The sequence below is a fragment of the Sphingomonas sp. MMS24-J13 genome (assembly GCF_044905095.1).
In the GTDB taxonomy this organism is placed as follows: Bacteria; Pseudomonadota; Alphaproteobacteria; order Sphingomonadales; family Sphingomonadaceae; genus Sphingomonas_I.
The window spans coordinates 1994534-2009860 of record NZ_CP173258.1 but is presented as its reverse complement, the minus strand read 5'-3'; the positions used below and the strand labels follow the sequence as shown (position 1 = coordinate 2009860).

Genomic DNA, 15327 nt, shown 5'->3' with positions numbered 1-15327 from the left:
CCCATTCCCGCCGGGGCCTGGGATTGCCACATGCATGTATTCGGCCCGTTCGATCGCTTTCCCGTCGCTGCGGCGCCGGCTTATGCTTTGCCCGATGCCGATCGCCGGCGGCACGCGGAAACGCTCACTGCGCTAGGCTTCGAGAATGCATTGCTGATCCAGCCTTCGCCATACGGCGCCGATCAGCGGGCGATGCTGGATACGATCGAGAGGAGCGGCGGACGTTTCAGAGGAATTGGCTCGTGCGATCCGACTGCTTCGCTCGAGGCGCTGCAGGATTTGCGCGATCGCGGCATCGTCGGCCTGCGCTTCGTGGCGATGACCGGCCCCGGCGGAGGGAGCTATCCGGGGACGCAAGGCCTCAATTCCTGGACAAGTCTTCGGGCGCGTATGGCCGACGCGCGCCTTCATGCGCAATTATGGGCCGACGCCGCGACCTGTGCGAAGGCCGCGCAGGAAGCCGCCGCGCGCGGCGCCACATTGGTTCTCGATCATCTGGCGGGTCTCGGTCCGGACGATCGCCCCGGGACGTGGTCGTTCGACCGGATTGCCGATGCGGTGGCAGGCGATCACGTATGGATCAAGCTGACCTGGTTTAGGCGTTCGCGTTGCGGGGGCGATTATGGCGACATGGAAGCCGTTGTCCGTGCGCTCGCCGAACGGGCGCCGACCCGTATTCTCTGGGGATCGGACTGGCCTTTCGTGCGCGTCGGGCAGGTGCCCGAGCCCGCGACACTGATCGAACAATTGCATTCGTGGTTGGGCAGCGACGGCTTCGTGCGCTGCCTGCGTGACAATCCCCGCATGCTGCTCGGCAGCGGCGGCGATGCGCTTGACGACTCAACGGTCGATCAATAAAACCTATGATTATGGATTATATCGCATGATCGGCGAGGGTCTGGTTCAGCAGGTGTCGGAATCGCTTTATTCGGCGACGTTGCGCCGGGTGCCGCCCGACACGCTGCGCGCGCTGGAAGCGGCGAGCCGGCGGGAGGAGCTTGAAAGCGCGCGGGCAACGCTGGACCTAATGGTGCGCAGCGCCCGTCTCGCGGAATCCAGCGATCGTTTCGTCTGCTCCGATAGCGGCGTGCCCACCTATCTGGTCGAGATCGGCGGCGCGGCGCGCTGGCAGGGCGATCTGAAGGCCGCGATCACCCGCGGTTTCGCGCATCTGGTCGAAACGATCAGTCCGCCCCTTCTGAAACATGTCAACAATCCGCTGACGAACGAACGCGGCGGGCCGGGCAAGGATATGCCGTCGATCAGCGTCGATCTGATCGGCAACGCCGATTATATCGATATCACTTGCGTGCCCAAGGCGCTCGGATCGGGCCGCTGGGCGACGCTGACGACATTGATCTCTCCATCGCTCGAGCAAATCGAAGCCTGCGTGATGGACGCGATCCTCCAGGCGGGCTCGCAGCATTGCCCGCCCGTCGTCGTCGGCGTCGGCATCGGCGGCAATTTGATCTCACTGCCAAACTCGCCAATCGCGCGACCTATCGCGAGATCGGTTCGGTCAACCCGCATCCGGTTCTGGCGGCGATGGAGGAGCGTCTGACCGAGGCCGCCAACGCGACCGGCTTCGGTCCGATGGGCGTCGGCGGCAGTACCACGGCGCTGGCGGTGCATGTCGATTATGCTTTCGGCCATGGTTACACGCCGATCGCGGTCTGCTTCAATTGCTGGATCAATCGCCGGGCCAAGGCGCGCCTCCACAGCGATGGCCGCGTCGAGCAGTTGTTCTGATGGCCGTCGTCCATCTGAATTGCCCGCCATCGGCAGAGGAGGTCGCCGCGCTCCAGGTCGGCGATCTCGTTTATCTGAGCGGCGAGATCGTGGTCACCGGCGGGTTGCCCGCGCATAAGCGGATGATCGAATATCTCGATCGCGGCGAGCCCCTGCCGATCGCGATGGACGGTGTGTTCATCCACTTGCCGCACATGGTCGAGCAGCAGGCGGATGGCCACTATCTGATCCATTACGTGAACCCCACGACCAGTCGTCGCTTCGACGATTTCATGCCCCGGCTGATCCGTGCCTTCGATCTGAAGATCGTGGGCGGGAAGGGCGGTCTCGGCCCGGCGGCGGCGCAGGCGATGGCGGAGACCGGCTGCGCCTATGTGTCGTTGCTCGGTGGCGGGAGCCCGATCCTGTCCGAGGCGATCAAGGACGTCCTGGCGGTCGCATGGACCGATTTTCCGCCCCATTTCCGGCTCGCACGGCTGCGCATCGAGAATCTCGGTCCGCTGACGGTCGGTATCGATGCGCGTGGCGTGTCCCGATATCAGGCGCTGGAAGACGAGGCGCGATCGCGCCTTCCCGCCATCATGGCCCGGCTGGCGTCCCGCCGCGAAGCCGCGGAAGCCGCTGTGCGGCAGGAGGATTGAGATGGCCAACGCGCATCCCGTTTTCATCGACCCATCCGACGACAGCGGTTTCAAGCGGGGAGTCTTCAACGCGATCATCGCACCGCGGCCGATCGGCTGGATCAGCACGGTCGACGGCGCGGGATGCGCGAACCTCGCGCCCTTTTCCTATTTCAACATCGTCTCGAACCTGCCGCCGATCCTGATGTTCTCGTGCAACACGCCCGAGGACCGGCTGGCCAAGGACACGCTGGCCAACGTTCGCCTCAACGGCGAGTTCGTGTTCAATCTCGTCGGTGCCGAACTCGTTGCGGCGATGAACGATACGTCCTCGCCGGTGGCCTACGGCATCGACGAGTTCGCGCATTTCGGCATCGAGAAGGCGGCCTGCCGTTTCGTCGCACCGCCGCGGGTCGCAGCATCGCCGTGCAGCCTCGAATGCAAGGTCATCGACATGGTCGCTTTCGGCGGCGGCGATCTGGGGCCGCAGACCAACGTGACCTTCGGCCAGGTCGTCGGGATGCACATCGCGCCCGGTTTCCTCCACGACGATGGCCATTTCGATACGCTTGCCGCGCGGCCGGTGTCGCGGCTCGGCGGTGCAGAATATGCGGTCACCGAAGACAGCTTCGTGCTCACCCGCAAATTCACACGCGCAAACGAAGCTACTTACTGAAAGCCGTTCCACGCATGGCCCTTCCGCTCCGACAACCGCTCCTCATGGATCTTGCGCCAGCCGCCGATGCGCCTGGCCGGGCTCTGATGCAGACGCAGCGCTTCAGCATCGAGCGCCTTCATGGCGTGGCAGGCGACCGCTTCGCCTTTGCCGCACGGACCGAAACTATTCTGCTGCTCCCCGTGATCGGCGCCGCTTTGACGGGCGATCGCGACGCGGATCTGCCAGGCCACGCGGTGGTGATCGTGCCGCGGGGTTCGTACCGCATCGAACTGGCGGGCTCCGGGGACGTCTATATCCTGTCGACCGATCGCAGCGATCTGGACGATGCCGGTGCGCCGCCGCGCGACGATCGCGTGCGTGCGGTCGGCGCGCCACGCCGACGGGTCGTCGGTCATGACGAGGTTCGCATCCATCCGATCACGGAGATCGCGATCCCGCCCGACAATGGCCGGCTCCGCTTTCTCCAGAGCGAGACGATGAGCATCAATTGGGTCGAATATGAAGGCGTGCGCGATCGAGCCGGGCTCAGCCCGCATGCGCACACCGATTTCGAACAAGCCTCGCTGGCGATCGCCGGGAATTTCGTTCACCATCTGCGGACGCCGTGGGGCCGCGATGCCGATCTTTGGCAGGACGATGCGCACCTTGCGGCGGGCCCGGCCAGCGTCATCGCCATTCCGCCGGAGATCATCCACACGACCGAAGGTGTCGGCGAGGGGCGCCATGTGCTGGTCGATGTCTTCGCGCCTCCGCGTGACGATTTCATTGCCCGCAACTGGGTGTTCAACGCGGCCGAATATCTTCCGCCCGCGGCGGCGGACTGAAGAGGGAATGGCCGGCGAAACATGTCTATGCGGTCTCTGGAGCAACACGGTTTGTGCATATTCGGTAGTCGGATAATGTCCCGCCGACATGGGAGCTAAGCAATGAAACCGACAATCCCCCGGTCGATCGAACGCGCGCCGCCTACATCGTCGGGTGACGCGGCGAGGGGGGCCGCGGACATCGATAGCCGGGGGATCACCCGCTATCACCAGCTCGCCACCGTATTCCGTCGCCATATCGAGACGGGGGCGTGGGAGGTGGGCAGCCAGATTCCGACCGTCGTCGAATTGGCCCAATCCTATAATGTCGCGCGTGAAACCGTGCGCCAGGCGCTCGGCATGCTGGCGGACGACGGCCTCATTCGCCGTCATCGGGCCAAGGGCACGTTCGTGACGGCGACGCCGCGCGATCAGGTCTGGTGCCAGCTGGAGACGAACTTCCTCGGCCTCCTGCAGGCGCGCGAGGGTGCGCAGATCGAATTGCTTTCGGAGGAACGCAAGGTCGCCATCAGCGGTACGGTCGAATTCGGGATCGCCGATCAGTCTTATCGTAAACTGCGCCGGCGGCACTGGCGCCAGGAGCAGCCCTATATGCTGGCGGAAGTGTTCGTATCGGAACGCTGGGTCAACGCCATCCCGCGTTCGGCCTTCACCAGCAAGACTGCGCTCAAGCTCGTGGACGATGTCAGCGGGCTGACGATCACGGACGTCGAGCAGATCATGACGATCGGCGTCGCCGACATGGTCGCGTCCGATGCCCTGCGGATCCCGCTCAATGCGCCGGTCGCGTATATCGAACGCTATGCGATGGATGCCGACGGCGTGATCGCGCTGCTGGCGCGCAACATCTACCGTGGGGACGTGGTGCGGCTGAACATCAAGTCGAAATGAGCCGAAGCGAGATGTCGGCGGGCCTTTACCGACCTAAAAACCAGATGTATGGGTTTTAGCAACAAAGGGCGTTCGGAGAGGATCAGAATGGATCGGCCGCAGATTGTTGGGATGAGCCTCGCGATCCTCTCGGCGGCCCTCGGCGTGGCCGGGCTGGCGAATACGCACCCGTTGCCGCCATCAGCCAAATTCGGCGCGTTGGCGGCGATCGATACCAGCAATGATGGGCGCATCTCAGTCGCCGAATGGCGCGCGGCCGGGAGGGATCCGGCGGCCATGGCCAAGCTCGACAAGAATCACGATGGTGTCCTTGAACCCGGTGAGGTCAAATCGCGCCGTGGCGGCGGAGGGCCGCGCGAATGACGGCGCTCTCCCATCCGTCCGCCGTACAATCCGCCGGGCGTACCCGCTTTACGGGTCGCCAGATATGGGCCCTGGCGATCCTTGGCGTCCTCGCGGGCTTCAACATGGTCGATCGCGGGCTGCTCGCGCTCAATCTGGAAGCGATCAAGCTCGAGCTTCACGCCTCCGACACCCAGATGAGCATCGCAACGGGGATCGGTTTCTTCCTGCTCAATGCGCTGGCGGGCATTCCGCTCGCGCGGCTGGCCGATCGCTCGAGCCGCCGCAACATCATCGCCATCGGCTTCGGCTTCTACAGCATGATCATGGGCCTGATCGGCATGGTCACGAGCTTCGGCGGGCTGCTCGTCAGCCGCATGCTGCTCGGCGTGGGGGAAGCGTCGGGGAATGCCCCGGCCAGTGCGCTGGTCAACGACCTCGTAACGCCTGGCAACCGTCGCATGGCCCTGGCATGCATGCGGGTTGGTAGCGCGCTGGTCGTGCTGGGGATGATGAGCGGGCTCGGCGTGGTGTCCGATATCTATGGGTGGCGCGCATCCTTCTACGTTCTTGCGCTGCCCGCTATTCTGTTCGTGCCGCTAATGCTGTTCACGGTGCCCGAGCCGGGCCGCGAGAAAGGTGCCGATGGCAAGCCGGTCGGCCCCGTCAGCCTGCGCGACGCATGGGCCAAGTGGCGTCGTTCGCCCGCATTCCTGCTGGTGCTGGGCGGTTTCGCCTTGTCGGGTGTCACGCTTCAGGCCAACAGCGCCTGGGCAGCGGCTTTCCTGGCGCGCGTGCGGGAATTGTCGCCCGCCGAGATCGGCCTGCTCTCCGGCATATCGCGCGGGCCCGCCGTGCTGGTCGGCTCGCTGCTCGGCGCCTGGCTGACCGATCGCTTCGCCCGAGCCGACCATCGCTGGCGCTTCTGGGTCCCAGGTGTGATGCTGATGCTCGGCACGCCGATGGAATTGACCTATCTGATGGCCGACAGCGCCTGGGTCTGGATCCCGGCCTATCTCCTGACCGGGATCATGATCATGGGCTCGCAGGCCTCGGCCATCGCGATCTGCATGGACGTTTCGGGCGTCGGCTTGCGTGCGACCGGGCTGGCTTTCGCGCTGCTGCTCAGCAACCTCATCGCCGATCTGATCGGTCCGACGATCATCGGCGTGATGAACGATACGATCTTCGTCGCCCACGGCGCCCATGCCCTGCGCTATTCGATGGGCGTCGTATCCGCCGCGGCGGCATTGGGGGGCGTGCTGATCGTGATCGCCGCACGGTTCGAGACCGAACGCACCCGCTCTGGGTGAGACGATGCGGGGCGCGAGCTTGCGGTACGGCGCATGCGCCGATCGGCGGCCTCGACGGCCCTAAGCCTTACGAATTGATCGCGCGCCAGCGGAGCCTTCGCCCCCGCGCGCCAGGAGCAGATGATGGTCGATAAAACGGTAGCATCGGTGCGGGAGGCGGTGGCCGACATCGGCGACGGCGCATCGGTGATGATCGGTGGTTTCGGCACGGCGGGCATGCCCGACGAACTGATCGACGCGCTCATCGATCGCGGCGCGGCCGGACTCACCATCATCAACAACAATGCCGGCAATGGTGAGACGGGACTGGCGGCGCTGATCAAGGCGGGGTGCGTTCGCAAGATCATCTGCTCGTTCCCGCGCCAGTCGGATTCGCATCATTTCGACGCGCGCTTCAGGGCCGGCGAGATTGAGCTGGAACTGGTGCCGCAGGGCAATCTCGCCGCGCGCATTCAGGCCGCGGGCGCCGGCCTCGGTGCCATCTTCACGCCGACCGGCTACGGCACCTTGCTGGCGGAGGGCAAGGAGACGCGCCGCATCGACGGGCGCGATTATGTCCTGGAATATCCGATCCATGCCGATTTCGCGCTGATCAAGGCGTATCGCGCCGATCGGTGGGGAAATCTGGTCTATCGCAAGACCGCGCGCAACTTCGGCCCGATCATGGCGATGGCCGCCCGGACGGCGATCGTTCAGGTCGAGGAGATCGTGCCGCTTGGCGCGATCGATCCTGAAACGGTCGTGACGCCGGGCATTTTCGTGCAGCGCATCGTCGCCGTTCGACCGACGATTGCGCAAGCAGCCTGAGTGGGAGAGCATGATGAAACGTCTCGACCGCGATGCGATGGCCGCCCGCGTGGCGCGCGATATTCCCGAGGGCGCTTACGTCAATCTGGGGATCGGGCTGCCAACCCGGGTTGCCGACTTTTTGCCGATCGATCGCGAGGTGATCCTGCAGAGTGAAAACGGCCTGCTCGGCATGGGGCCGGCGCCTGCCGCAGGTGAAGAGGATCCGGATCTGATCAACGCCGGCAAGCAAGCGGTCACGTTGCTGGCGGGCGGCGCATTCTTCCATCATGCCGACAGTTTCGCGATGATGCGCGGCGGGCATATCGACATCTGCGTGCTGGGAGCCTTCCAGGTTTCGGTTCACGGCGATCTTGCCAATTGGCATACGGGTGCGCCCGGCGCGATCCCGGCCGTAGGCGGCGCGATGGATCTTGCGATCGGTGCCAAGCGCACGTTCGTCATGATGGATCTGCTGACACGCGGCGGCGAGAGTAAATTGGTAGAGCACTGCAGTTATCCGCTGACAGGTCTGGCCTGCGTGTCGCGTATCTACACCGACCATGCGGTGTTCGATGTCGGACCGGACGGAGCATCGGTGGTCGAAACGATCGACGGGCTGACGCTGGATGCCTTGCAGGATTTGACCGGCGTGCCGTTGCGGTGGGCCGATGGGGGAGGGGCGTCGTGACCCAGGCGTTTATCTGCGATGCCGTGCGTACGCCGATCGGCCGTTATGGCGGCGGTCTGGCGAAGGTGCGTACCGACGATCTCGGCGCGTTGCCGATAGCGGCTTTGCTGGCGCGCAATCCGGACCTCGATCCGGCGGCGATCGAGGAGGTCTTTTACGGCTGCGCCAACCAGTCGGGCGAGGATAATCGCAACGTCGCGCGCATGAGCCTCCTGCTGGCAGGGCTGCCGTGCAGCGTGCCGGGCGTCACGATCAACCGGCTCTGCGCCTCCGGGCTCGAAGCGGTCGGGGTGGCCGCGCGTGCGATCGCGGCCGGCGAGATGGCGCTGACGGTCGCGGGCGGGGTCGAAGGCATGACCCGCGCGCCGTTCGTGATGGGCAAGGCCGATCAGGCCTTCGGTCGCGCGCAGACCCTCGAGGATACGACGATGGGCTGGCGGTTCGTCAATCCGGCGCTCGACGGCCTCTACGGCACCGAAACCATGCCCCGCACCGGCGAAAATGTCGCGGTGGATCATGGCATCAGCCGGACCGATCAGGATGCGTTCGCATTGCGCAGCCAGCGACGCGCGGCCGAGGCGCAAGGCAACGGCTTCTTCGACGGGGAGATCGTTCCGGTCAGTGTTGCCACCGGGCGCAAAGGCGAGACCGTAGCATTGTCGGTGGACGAGCATCCGCGCCGCGACACGACGATCGAGGCTCTGTCCAGGCTCAAGCCGCTATTCGGCCCGCATGGGACGGTCACGGCGGGTAACGCGTCCGGCATCAACGACGGCGCCGCCGCCATGATCGTCGCGACCGAAGCGGCGGCGAAGGCGCACGGATTGACGCCGCGCGCCCGGATCCTGGGAATGGCCTCGGCCGGGGTCGAACCGCGCATCATGGGAATGGGGCCGGTGCCGGCCACCCGCAAGCTCATGAGCCGGCTCGGCCTCAGTATCGGTGATTTCGACGCGATCGAGCTGAACGAAGCTTTCGCCAGCCAGTCGCTCGCCGTCCTGCGCCAGCTCGGGCTGCCGGACGATGCGGACCACGTCAACGCCAATGGCGGAGCGATCGCGCTGGGTCACCCGCTCGGCATGTCGGGCGCCCGGCTGGTGCTGACGCTCGTCCGCCAGCTCGAACGGACCGGAGGGCGGCTCGGTCTGGCGACGCTGTGCGTCGGCGTCGGCCTGGGCCTCGCGCTGGCGGTGGAGCGGCTTTAGACGAGCGCCTTCATCGTCCGGTCCTGGCCTTTGATGCCCGCTTGTCCAGGCCGTTGCGGTGAAGGAACTCTGACAAGAGATCCGCCACGGCAACGTTGTTCAGGTCCGCGAACGCGATGTGCGTATTGCCGTGCAACCCCCGATCGGGCAGGTGCAGCACCTCGGCATGGCCACCGTGCGCATTGACGATGGCGACCCATTCCTTGGCGCGCTCGAAGGCGCGGGTCCATTGCGGGGCCCTGTCGAGGTAGTCCCCGTAAACCAGCTGGATCGGAAAGCGGGTCAGCTTCTTGAAGTCGGCGAGCGGTACCGACACTGGGCCGAACGGGCCGGTCCCGGGCTTCGGGCCCTCTCCCTCCGGAAAGACGAAGCCGGGGGTCTCATAGGCGACCAGTCCGGCTACGTTGTCGGTCTTGAGCGCGGTCAGCATCGCCCGGAAGCCGCCGGCCGAATTGGTGACCAGGACCGAAGGCCCGATGCGATCGAGGGCTTTCGCGGCGGCGTTGGATTCGAGCTGCGCGTTGAACACGGTGTCGAATTCGTCATAGCGCGCGCGTACCGCCTGATCCCATGCGTTCCGGTCGGCCGTCGGGAACTGGACGCCGGGGTAGAATTCCATGAATTGAGGTCCCAGCCGCCACGCGAGAAAGCTCTGCGCATCGCGGCCTTCCTGCGGGGTGTAGGTGTAGCTTGCGCAGCCATAATTGGCGCGGCCGACGCGGGGACCATCCCAGAGGTAAACGGGGAAACCACGGCGCAGGAAGATATTCTGATAGCCTTCCCCGCCGTCCCACCGGCGTTGCCATACGGCGACCGAGGAACTGTGCCAGAGGAAGAGGGGCGTTTGCCGCGCGCGTGCCGGAATTTGATATTCGACATGGCCATAATCGCATGCCGTTTCCGTCGCGCCCGCGCCGATCACCGTGCCGCCCGCCTCGAACGAGCCCTGATCGGCCAGAACGATCGGAGGTGCGGCTTCGCGCGGACGGGCGTTTGTCGCAGCCGCGCCGGCCAGCGCGAGCGCAATCGCAGCCGACAGGAGAGGCAGGGTCTTCCGGTGTCCTTTTCCGCGTAGGGCAATCATTCGTCTCTCCTGTAAATCGATCTTGTCGGCACCCTGTGGGTGCACCGGCCGTCGAGCGGGCCTTCAGCCTTTCCGTCGATCGACAGCCCGGCGGAAATCGGTGAGCGCGCCGCGGGCCGCCTGGCGCAGCAAGCCGAGATCGGACGCCACCATCAGGGTCGTCAGACCGAGATCCATCAGCCATTTGGCCTCGTCGCTGGCAAAGGACTGGACGACCGCCGACGCCGGCTTCCCTGCGGCACGGGCTGCCGCGACGACCGTTTCGACCGCTTCCCTGATCGTCGGTGCCGGCCCCTTCGCATTGCGAAGCGAAAGCGCCAGATCGGCGCGACCGACGAACAGAGCGTCGACACCGTCGGTTGCCGCGATGTCGCCCGCCGCGTCGATCGCGTCGCGATCCTCGATCATGCAGATCACGGTCGCGATATCGTCGCTGATGCGATAATTGTCTTCGCCCCGTCCGCCATATTCGCCACCGCGACTGGCACCAGAACCACGGCTTCCGCCGAGGTAACGCGCCCATGACACGACCTCGCGCGCCTTTTCCGCGCTGGCGACGTGGGGAACCATGACACCGGCGGCGCCATCGTCGAGGACGCTTAGCACGCTGTTGGCGTCGGGCCGGGCGATGCGCACCAGACCGGCTATGTCATAGGCGCGGCAGGCGAGCAGCGCGTGATCGAGGGAGCCGCGATTCCACGGGGCATGTTCTTCGTCGAGGACGACGAAGTCGAACCCTTCGAGGCCAAGCACCTCGCAATTCTGCGACGCCGGCACCTTCATGAACGTGCCGAGCATCGGTTCGCCCGAGCCAAGCCTCTGCCGGAAGCGTTCGCCGCTCCGCATATCCTTCATCCCTTCATCCCCTCCATCGAACCGGTGACGATCCGTAGCCGCGCGCACACGCCGATCATGCCTTGATCGTGCTTCAGAAGGCGCCGGGGAGATTGTCCGATCAGGGTGCCGGATAGCCCGTCGCCTCTCGTTTCGCCCGCCGGCGATGGGCCCGCGTCGCGCCCTCCGGATCCTCCGTAACCATCGCCAACTTGACCGCTCGTGATGTAAAGCCTACTACAATGGGTTATTAGGTCTTTCAAGACTCGGAGAGGTAATTTGGCGGTACGCAAGCGTGCCGGGGCTCGTTCGGCCCTCGCCTCCTTGGCATGGCTGCTTCTTGCGGTGGGCATCACATGCGATGCGGGCGCGCAGCCGCCGGCCGTTGCATCCGGCCCGACCGCCCCCGTGCAGATCGAGCGGCAGATCGTCCATTCGGCCGCCATCGCCGGAAACCTGCTCGGCACGTCGGCCGAGCGGTCGGTCTTTGTCCTGTTGCCGCCCGGGTATGGAACTCATCCGCGCCGGCGTTACCCGGTGGTCTATGCGCTGCATGGCTTCGGCATCGGCCCCGAAAAGTGGATGGACGAATTGCACGCCCAATCGGCGCTGGAGGCCGCATTCGCCGCGGGTACGCCGGAAATGATCTTCGTCTTTCCCGACGGCGGCAATGAATATGGCGGATCTTTCTTCGTATCGTCCATGGTGACCGGCGATTTCGAGGGGTTTATCGCCGATGAATTGCCCGCGTTCGTCGACGCGCACTATCGGACGATCGCCAAACCGGCCGCACGGGGTTTGATGGGGCATTCGATGGGGGGCTATGGCACGGCCCGGATCGGCGCGCTGCACCCTGGGCGGTTCGGCGCGCTTTACCTGATGTCGCCATGCTGCCTGCTGCCTTTGGGGGTCCAGGGTCTCACTGCCAAGGAGGTGGGCGAAATCGCGGCATTGAAATCGCCCGCGGCGGCGATCGGTCTGCCATTCAAATATGCCGGGCCGCTGGCGACCGCGGCGGCTTTTTCGCCGAACCCGCGCAAGCCGCCGCTGTTCGTCGATCTGGCTGTGGATGCCGATGGGAAGGTGCGCGATGACATCCTCGCCAAGCGCGCGGCAAACGCGCCCCTCGCGTTCATCGATCAGCACATCGCGGCACTCCGCACCTATGCGAGGATCGGTATCGACGTCGGCAATGAGGACTCGATCGTTTCAGCCGCGACAATGTTGCATAAAAACCTAGACTCCTATGCAATAGCAAATGTGTTCGAGGTGTATCAGGGAAATCATACAAATCGGGTCGCTGATCGCTTCAGGGCAGTAGTTTTGCCGTTCTTTGGAAGAGAATTGCCACGGGCGGCACCGTAATCCTCTAATCGGCGACAATAGCGGTGCGTTGGGATTTTATTCGATAGATTTGTCATGCCATTCGTGTGGCGTGATTGGTGGTGCTTGGAGAAGCGTCAAGAACCGAGGCGACGGTACCACGCGAATTCGGCAAAATTTATTGTCGCACCGTGATTTTCATTTGGTGATCCGCACGCATTACGTTAGGGCGGGTCGATACCGGAAAAATTTCCGGTCCTGGAACGGTGTCAGAAGCGGTCTAAGCCGCCGATCGCCGCTTCTGCGCCTTTAGCGAGACTTGGAGGGGATTGTGCCAATGAAAAAAGAAAAGATTTCGGCTATTCCTTCGCTGGCTTTGCCGCTTGTGTTGGTGGCCAGCGTAGGATCGGCGCAGACGACGGCCGGGGGGCAAGTGCTCAGCCCGCAGCGGTCGATCAATCGGTGCAGGCGATCGGCATTCAGGATATCGTCGTCACGGCGACGCGGCGGGCGACCAATCTTCAGGACACGCCAATCGCGATTACTGCCGTGACGGCCGAAGCCATGGCGCAGCAGGGCATCACCGGCGTCGCCGATCTGACCGCGGTGGTTCCGAACGCGCAGTTCCGCAAGTCGCAAGGATCGTTCGGCCCCGGAGTCGAGACGACGATCCGCGGAATCAATCAGCGTGATACCAGTCTCGCGAGCGAGCCGGTGGTCGCCTTCTACCTCGACGATGTCTATTACCCGACCTTGCTCGGCTCGAACTTCGATCTGCTCGATATCGATCATATCGAGGTTCTGCGCGGCCCGCAGGGCACGCTGTTCGGCAGAAATTCGCTTGCCGGTGCCGTCAATATCGTCAGCAGCGAGCCGTCGACCAAGGACATCAAAGGCCGTGTCGAAATCACGACCGGATCTTATGCCCGGCTCGACTTCCGCGGCTCGCTGAATTTACCGCTCAGCGATAATCTCGCTCTGTCGGTGTCCGGGGTGGCGAAGAAGCGCACGGGTTATCAGAAGCTTCTCGACTTCACCTGTGAGATGCAGCGCCGGGGCACGCCCGAACTCGCTGGATCGCTGCCCTACAGCACGACCCAAAACGCGCCCACGGCACAATTCAAGCAGGGCGATTGTACCGTCGGCCATCTCGGCGGCGAGAATGTCCACGCCATCCGCGCTTCGACCCTGTGGAAGCCGGCCCCCGGGATCAAAATCACGCTGACGGGCGATTATACGCGCGATACGAGCGAGAATGCTGCCGATACGATCGTCAATATCATTCCGGGGCGCGTCTCGGCGACCGTGGTGTCCGCGGCGAACCAGTTCGGGGTCGCTTATGACGCTCGCTTCGTAACGGGCAGTCCCTACAGCACCTATGCCAGCTATAACGACCCGATCGGCGCGGGCACGGTGATCCCGGGCAATGCGTTCTACAACGGGCTCAAGGTGAACGGCGTCTCCGTGCGCGGCGGCGCGCGGTTTTCGCCGAATATCAATCTGACGAACTGGGGCGTGTCCGGCAAGCTCAGCTGGGATATCGCGCCCAGCGTGAATTTGCTGGCGGTCGTCTCGCATCGGCGCATGGATGAAACCCACGCTTATGATGATGATGGATCGCCGCTCAACGTCGTGTTGCGCGCCAATCGCTTCGTCGAAGATTATTGGACCGCGGAAGGCCGACTGTCGGGTAAGTCGTCGCTGGCAGACTGGGTCCTGGGCGCATTCTATTTCACCGCCGACGGCCTGCAGCACGGAAGCTTCATCTCGCCGCAAAGCGCGTTCCAGCGGTTGATCGATTCGCAATTCGATCCGACGAGCAAGGCGGTGTTCGGGAACGTCACCGTGCGCCCCTTCGGCGATCGCCTGGGTTTCGTCGGCGGACTGCGCTATTCGGACGACAAGAAGGTCGTCCGTTTTTACAACGTACTCGATACTTCACCGAGCGCGAGCGACACGGTCTTCAACATCACGCCGAAGCAAACCAAACTGGACTGGAAGGCGGGCGTCAATTTCCAAGCGACCCGACACGTATTGTTCTACGCCTCGGCGGCGACCGGAAACTCTCTGCCGGGCTTCGATCCGCGCCCGCAGCAGCCATCTCAGATCCAGCAATTCGATGGCAATGACGATATCGCCTACGAAATCGGATCGAAGCTCGATCTGTTCGATCGGAAATTGCGGCTCAACCTCGCCGCTTTCTATACCGATTTCAAGAATTGGCCAACATCGATCTCGGGATCGGAGGCGCTGCTCGACGCGAACGGAAAGCCGGTGCCGGGCAATCGCGCGCTGATACCCCTTCCCGACGGTCCGCCGGGGTCGACCCAGTGCAGCCCCGTATTGGTTCCCGCTGGTACCGGCATCTCGTGCCTGGGGCGGACCTATTATGTCAATCAGCCAGCCAAGATCCGTGGTGTCGAGGCCGAATACACGTTCAATCCGATTGCCGGGCTACTGATTAACGGATCGGTCGGATACACCAAGCTTACAGCGCCGGACATCAGCAAACGGGCCGTCAACCAGCGTCAGAATACCCCATTCTGGACCGCCAATTCGGGCATCGAATATGGTTGGAACATCCCGGCGCTGGGCGGCTCCGTGACGCCGCGGCTCGACTGGGTCTTTGAATCGAGCCAGGTGGTGGGCGGCACGACAACCGCGTTCAACAATCTTCTGCCGGCGCGCTCGGTGTTCAATGCACGGCTGACCTACCATAACGATAAATATGGTTTCAGCATCTCCGGCGGCGCCACCAACCTGTTCGACAAGGCTTATTATTACAACGTGTTCGATTCACAGGCGCTCGGCTCTGCCTACACCGAGGCCCAACCGGCACCACCTCGCCAACTTTATCTGACGGTCGAGAAGCGTTTTTGATAATCGGGCCGCGGGTCATCGCGCATGACCCGCGGATTCGATCAGACCTTGCTCCGATCGCGATGCCTTGCATCGAGAGATGGAAGCGCGATCGGCGGCCCATGCG

14 protein-coding genes and 1 pseudogene are annotated in these 15327 nt (G+C 64.0%); 13 read left to right on the top strand and 2 right to left on the bottom strand.

The features are described 5' to 3' along the window. The first annotated feature begins 30 nt into the window (after nucleotides 1–30). The 11 genes and pseudogenes from AB4Z44_RS09425 to pcaF all read left to right on the top strand — a co-directional run bounded on the left by AB4Z44_RS09425 (nucleotide 31) and on the right by pcaF (nucleotide 9100). A complete protein-coding gene (locus tag AB4Z44_RS09425) occupies nucleotides 31–858 on the top strand; it encodes an amidohydrolase family protein (RefSeq protein WP_404713782.1) in 828 nt (275 codons plus the stop codon). Then, nucleotides 827–1749: pseudogene (locus tag AB4Z44_RS09420) on the top strand (fumarate hydratase). Before AB4Z44_RS09425 ends, AB4Z44_RS09420 begins: the two are co-directional and overlap by 32 nt. Then, nucleotides 1749–2390, top strand: coding sequence for a fumarate hydratase C-terminal domain-containing protein (locus AB4Z44_RS09415; protein WP_404713781.1), 642 nt, complete (start codon nucleotides 1749–1751; stop codon nucleotides 2388–2390). Before AB4Z44_RS09420 ends, AB4Z44_RS09415 begins: the two are co-directional and overlap by 1 nt. Nucleotide 2391: 1 nt before the next feature. Then, nucleotides 2392–3045, top strand: coding sequence for a flavin reductase family protein (locus tag AB4Z44_RS09410; RefSeq protein ID WP_404713780.1), 654 nt, complete (start codon nucleotides 2392–2394; stop codon nucleotides 3043–3045). Nucleotides 3046–3089: 44 nt separating this feature from the next. Continuing rightward, nucleotides 3090–3872 (top strand): hypothetical protein, encoded by a 783-nt coding sequence (locus AB4Z44_RS09405; protein ID WP_404713779.1) that lies wholly within the window; start codon nucleotides 3090–3092, stop codon nucleotides 3870–3872. A gap of 102 nt (nucleotides 3873–3974) precedes the next feature. Further along, on the top strand, nucleotides 3975–4763 hold the full coding sequence (locus AB4Z44_RS09400) for a GntR family transcriptional regulator (RefSeq protein ID WP_404713778.1): 789 nt from the start codon (nucleotides 3975–3977) through the stop codon (nucleotides 4761–4763). Between the two features lie 111 nt (nucleotides 4764–4874). Next, nucleotides 4875–5126: a hypothetical protein gene (locus tag AB4Z44_RS09395; RefSeq protein ID WP_404713777.1), complete on the top strand. Its 252-nt coding sequence runs from the start codon at nucleotides 4875–4877 to the stop codon at nucleotides 5124–5126. Further along, nucleotides 5123–6418 carry an MFS transporter gene (locus AB4Z44_RS09390; protein WP_404713776.1) on the top strand — a complete coding sequence of 432 codons (1296 nt, stop codon included), beginning with the start codon at nucleotides 5123–5125 and terminating at the stop codon, nucleotides 6416–6418. Before AB4Z44_RS09395 ends, AB4Z44_RS09390 begins: the two co-directional genes overlap by 4 nt. A 123-nt stretch (nucleotides 6419–6541) precedes the next feature. Beyond that, on the top strand, nucleotides 6542–7225 hold the full coding sequence (locus AB4Z44_RS09385) for a 3-oxoacid CoA-transferase subunit A (RefSeq protein WP_404714202.1): 684 nt from the start codon (nucleotides 6542–6544) through the stop codon (nucleotides 7223–7225). Between the two features lie 13 nt (nucleotides 7226–7238). Continuing rightward, on the top strand, nucleotides 7239–7895 hold the full coding sequence (locus AB4Z44_RS09380) for a 3-oxoacid CoA-transferase subunit B (protein ID WP_404713775.1): 657 nt from the start codon (nucleotides 7239–7241) through the stop codon (nucleotides 7893–7895). Next, nucleotides 7892–9100 carry a 3-oxoadipyl-CoA thiolase gene (gene pcaF, locus AB4Z44_RS09375; protein WP_404713774.1) on the top strand — a complete coding sequence of 403 codons (1209 nt, stop codon included), beginning with the start codon at nucleotides 7892–7894 and terminating at the stop codon, nucleotides 9098–9100. Before AB4Z44_RS09380 ends, pcaF begins: the two co-directional genes overlap by 4 nt. Before the next feature lie 10 nt (nucleotides 9101–9110). Here pcaF and AB4Z44_RS09370 read toward each other — a convergent pair whose 3' ends face one another. Both AB4Z44_RS09370 and AB4Z44_RS09365 read right to left on the bottom strand, forming a co-directional pair. After that, a complete protein-coding gene (locus AB4Z44_RS09370; protein WP_404713773.1) occupies nucleotides 9111–10184 on the bottom strand; it encodes an alpha/beta fold hydrolase in 1074 nt (357 codons plus the stop codon). A gap of 63 nt (nucleotides 10185–10247) precedes the next feature. Beyond that, nucleotides 10248–11039 carry an HpcH/HpaI aldolase/citrate lyase family protein gene (locus AB4Z44_RS09365; protein WP_404713772.1) on the bottom strand — a complete coding sequence of 264 codons (792 nt, stop codon included), beginning with the start codon at nucleotides 11037–11039 and terminating at the stop codon, nucleotides 10248–10250. Between the two features lie 258 nt (nucleotides 11040–11297). Between AB4Z44_RS09365 and AB4Z44_RS09360 the strand changes: the two genes are divergently transcribed. Beyond that, complete coding sequence (locus AB4Z44_RS09360; protein ID WP_404713771.1) at nucleotides 11298–12383, top strand: alpha/beta hydrolase; 1086 nt, start codon at nucleotides 11298–11300, stop codon at nucleotides 12381–12383. Between the two features lie 420 nt (nucleotides 12384–12803). Then, nucleotides 12804–15221, top strand: coding sequence for a TonB-dependent receptor (locus AB4Z44_RS09355; protein WP_404713770.1), 2418 nt, complete (start codon nucleotides 12804–12806; stop codon nucleotides 15219–15221). The last annotated feature ends 106 nt before the right edge of the window (nucleotides 15222–15327 follow it).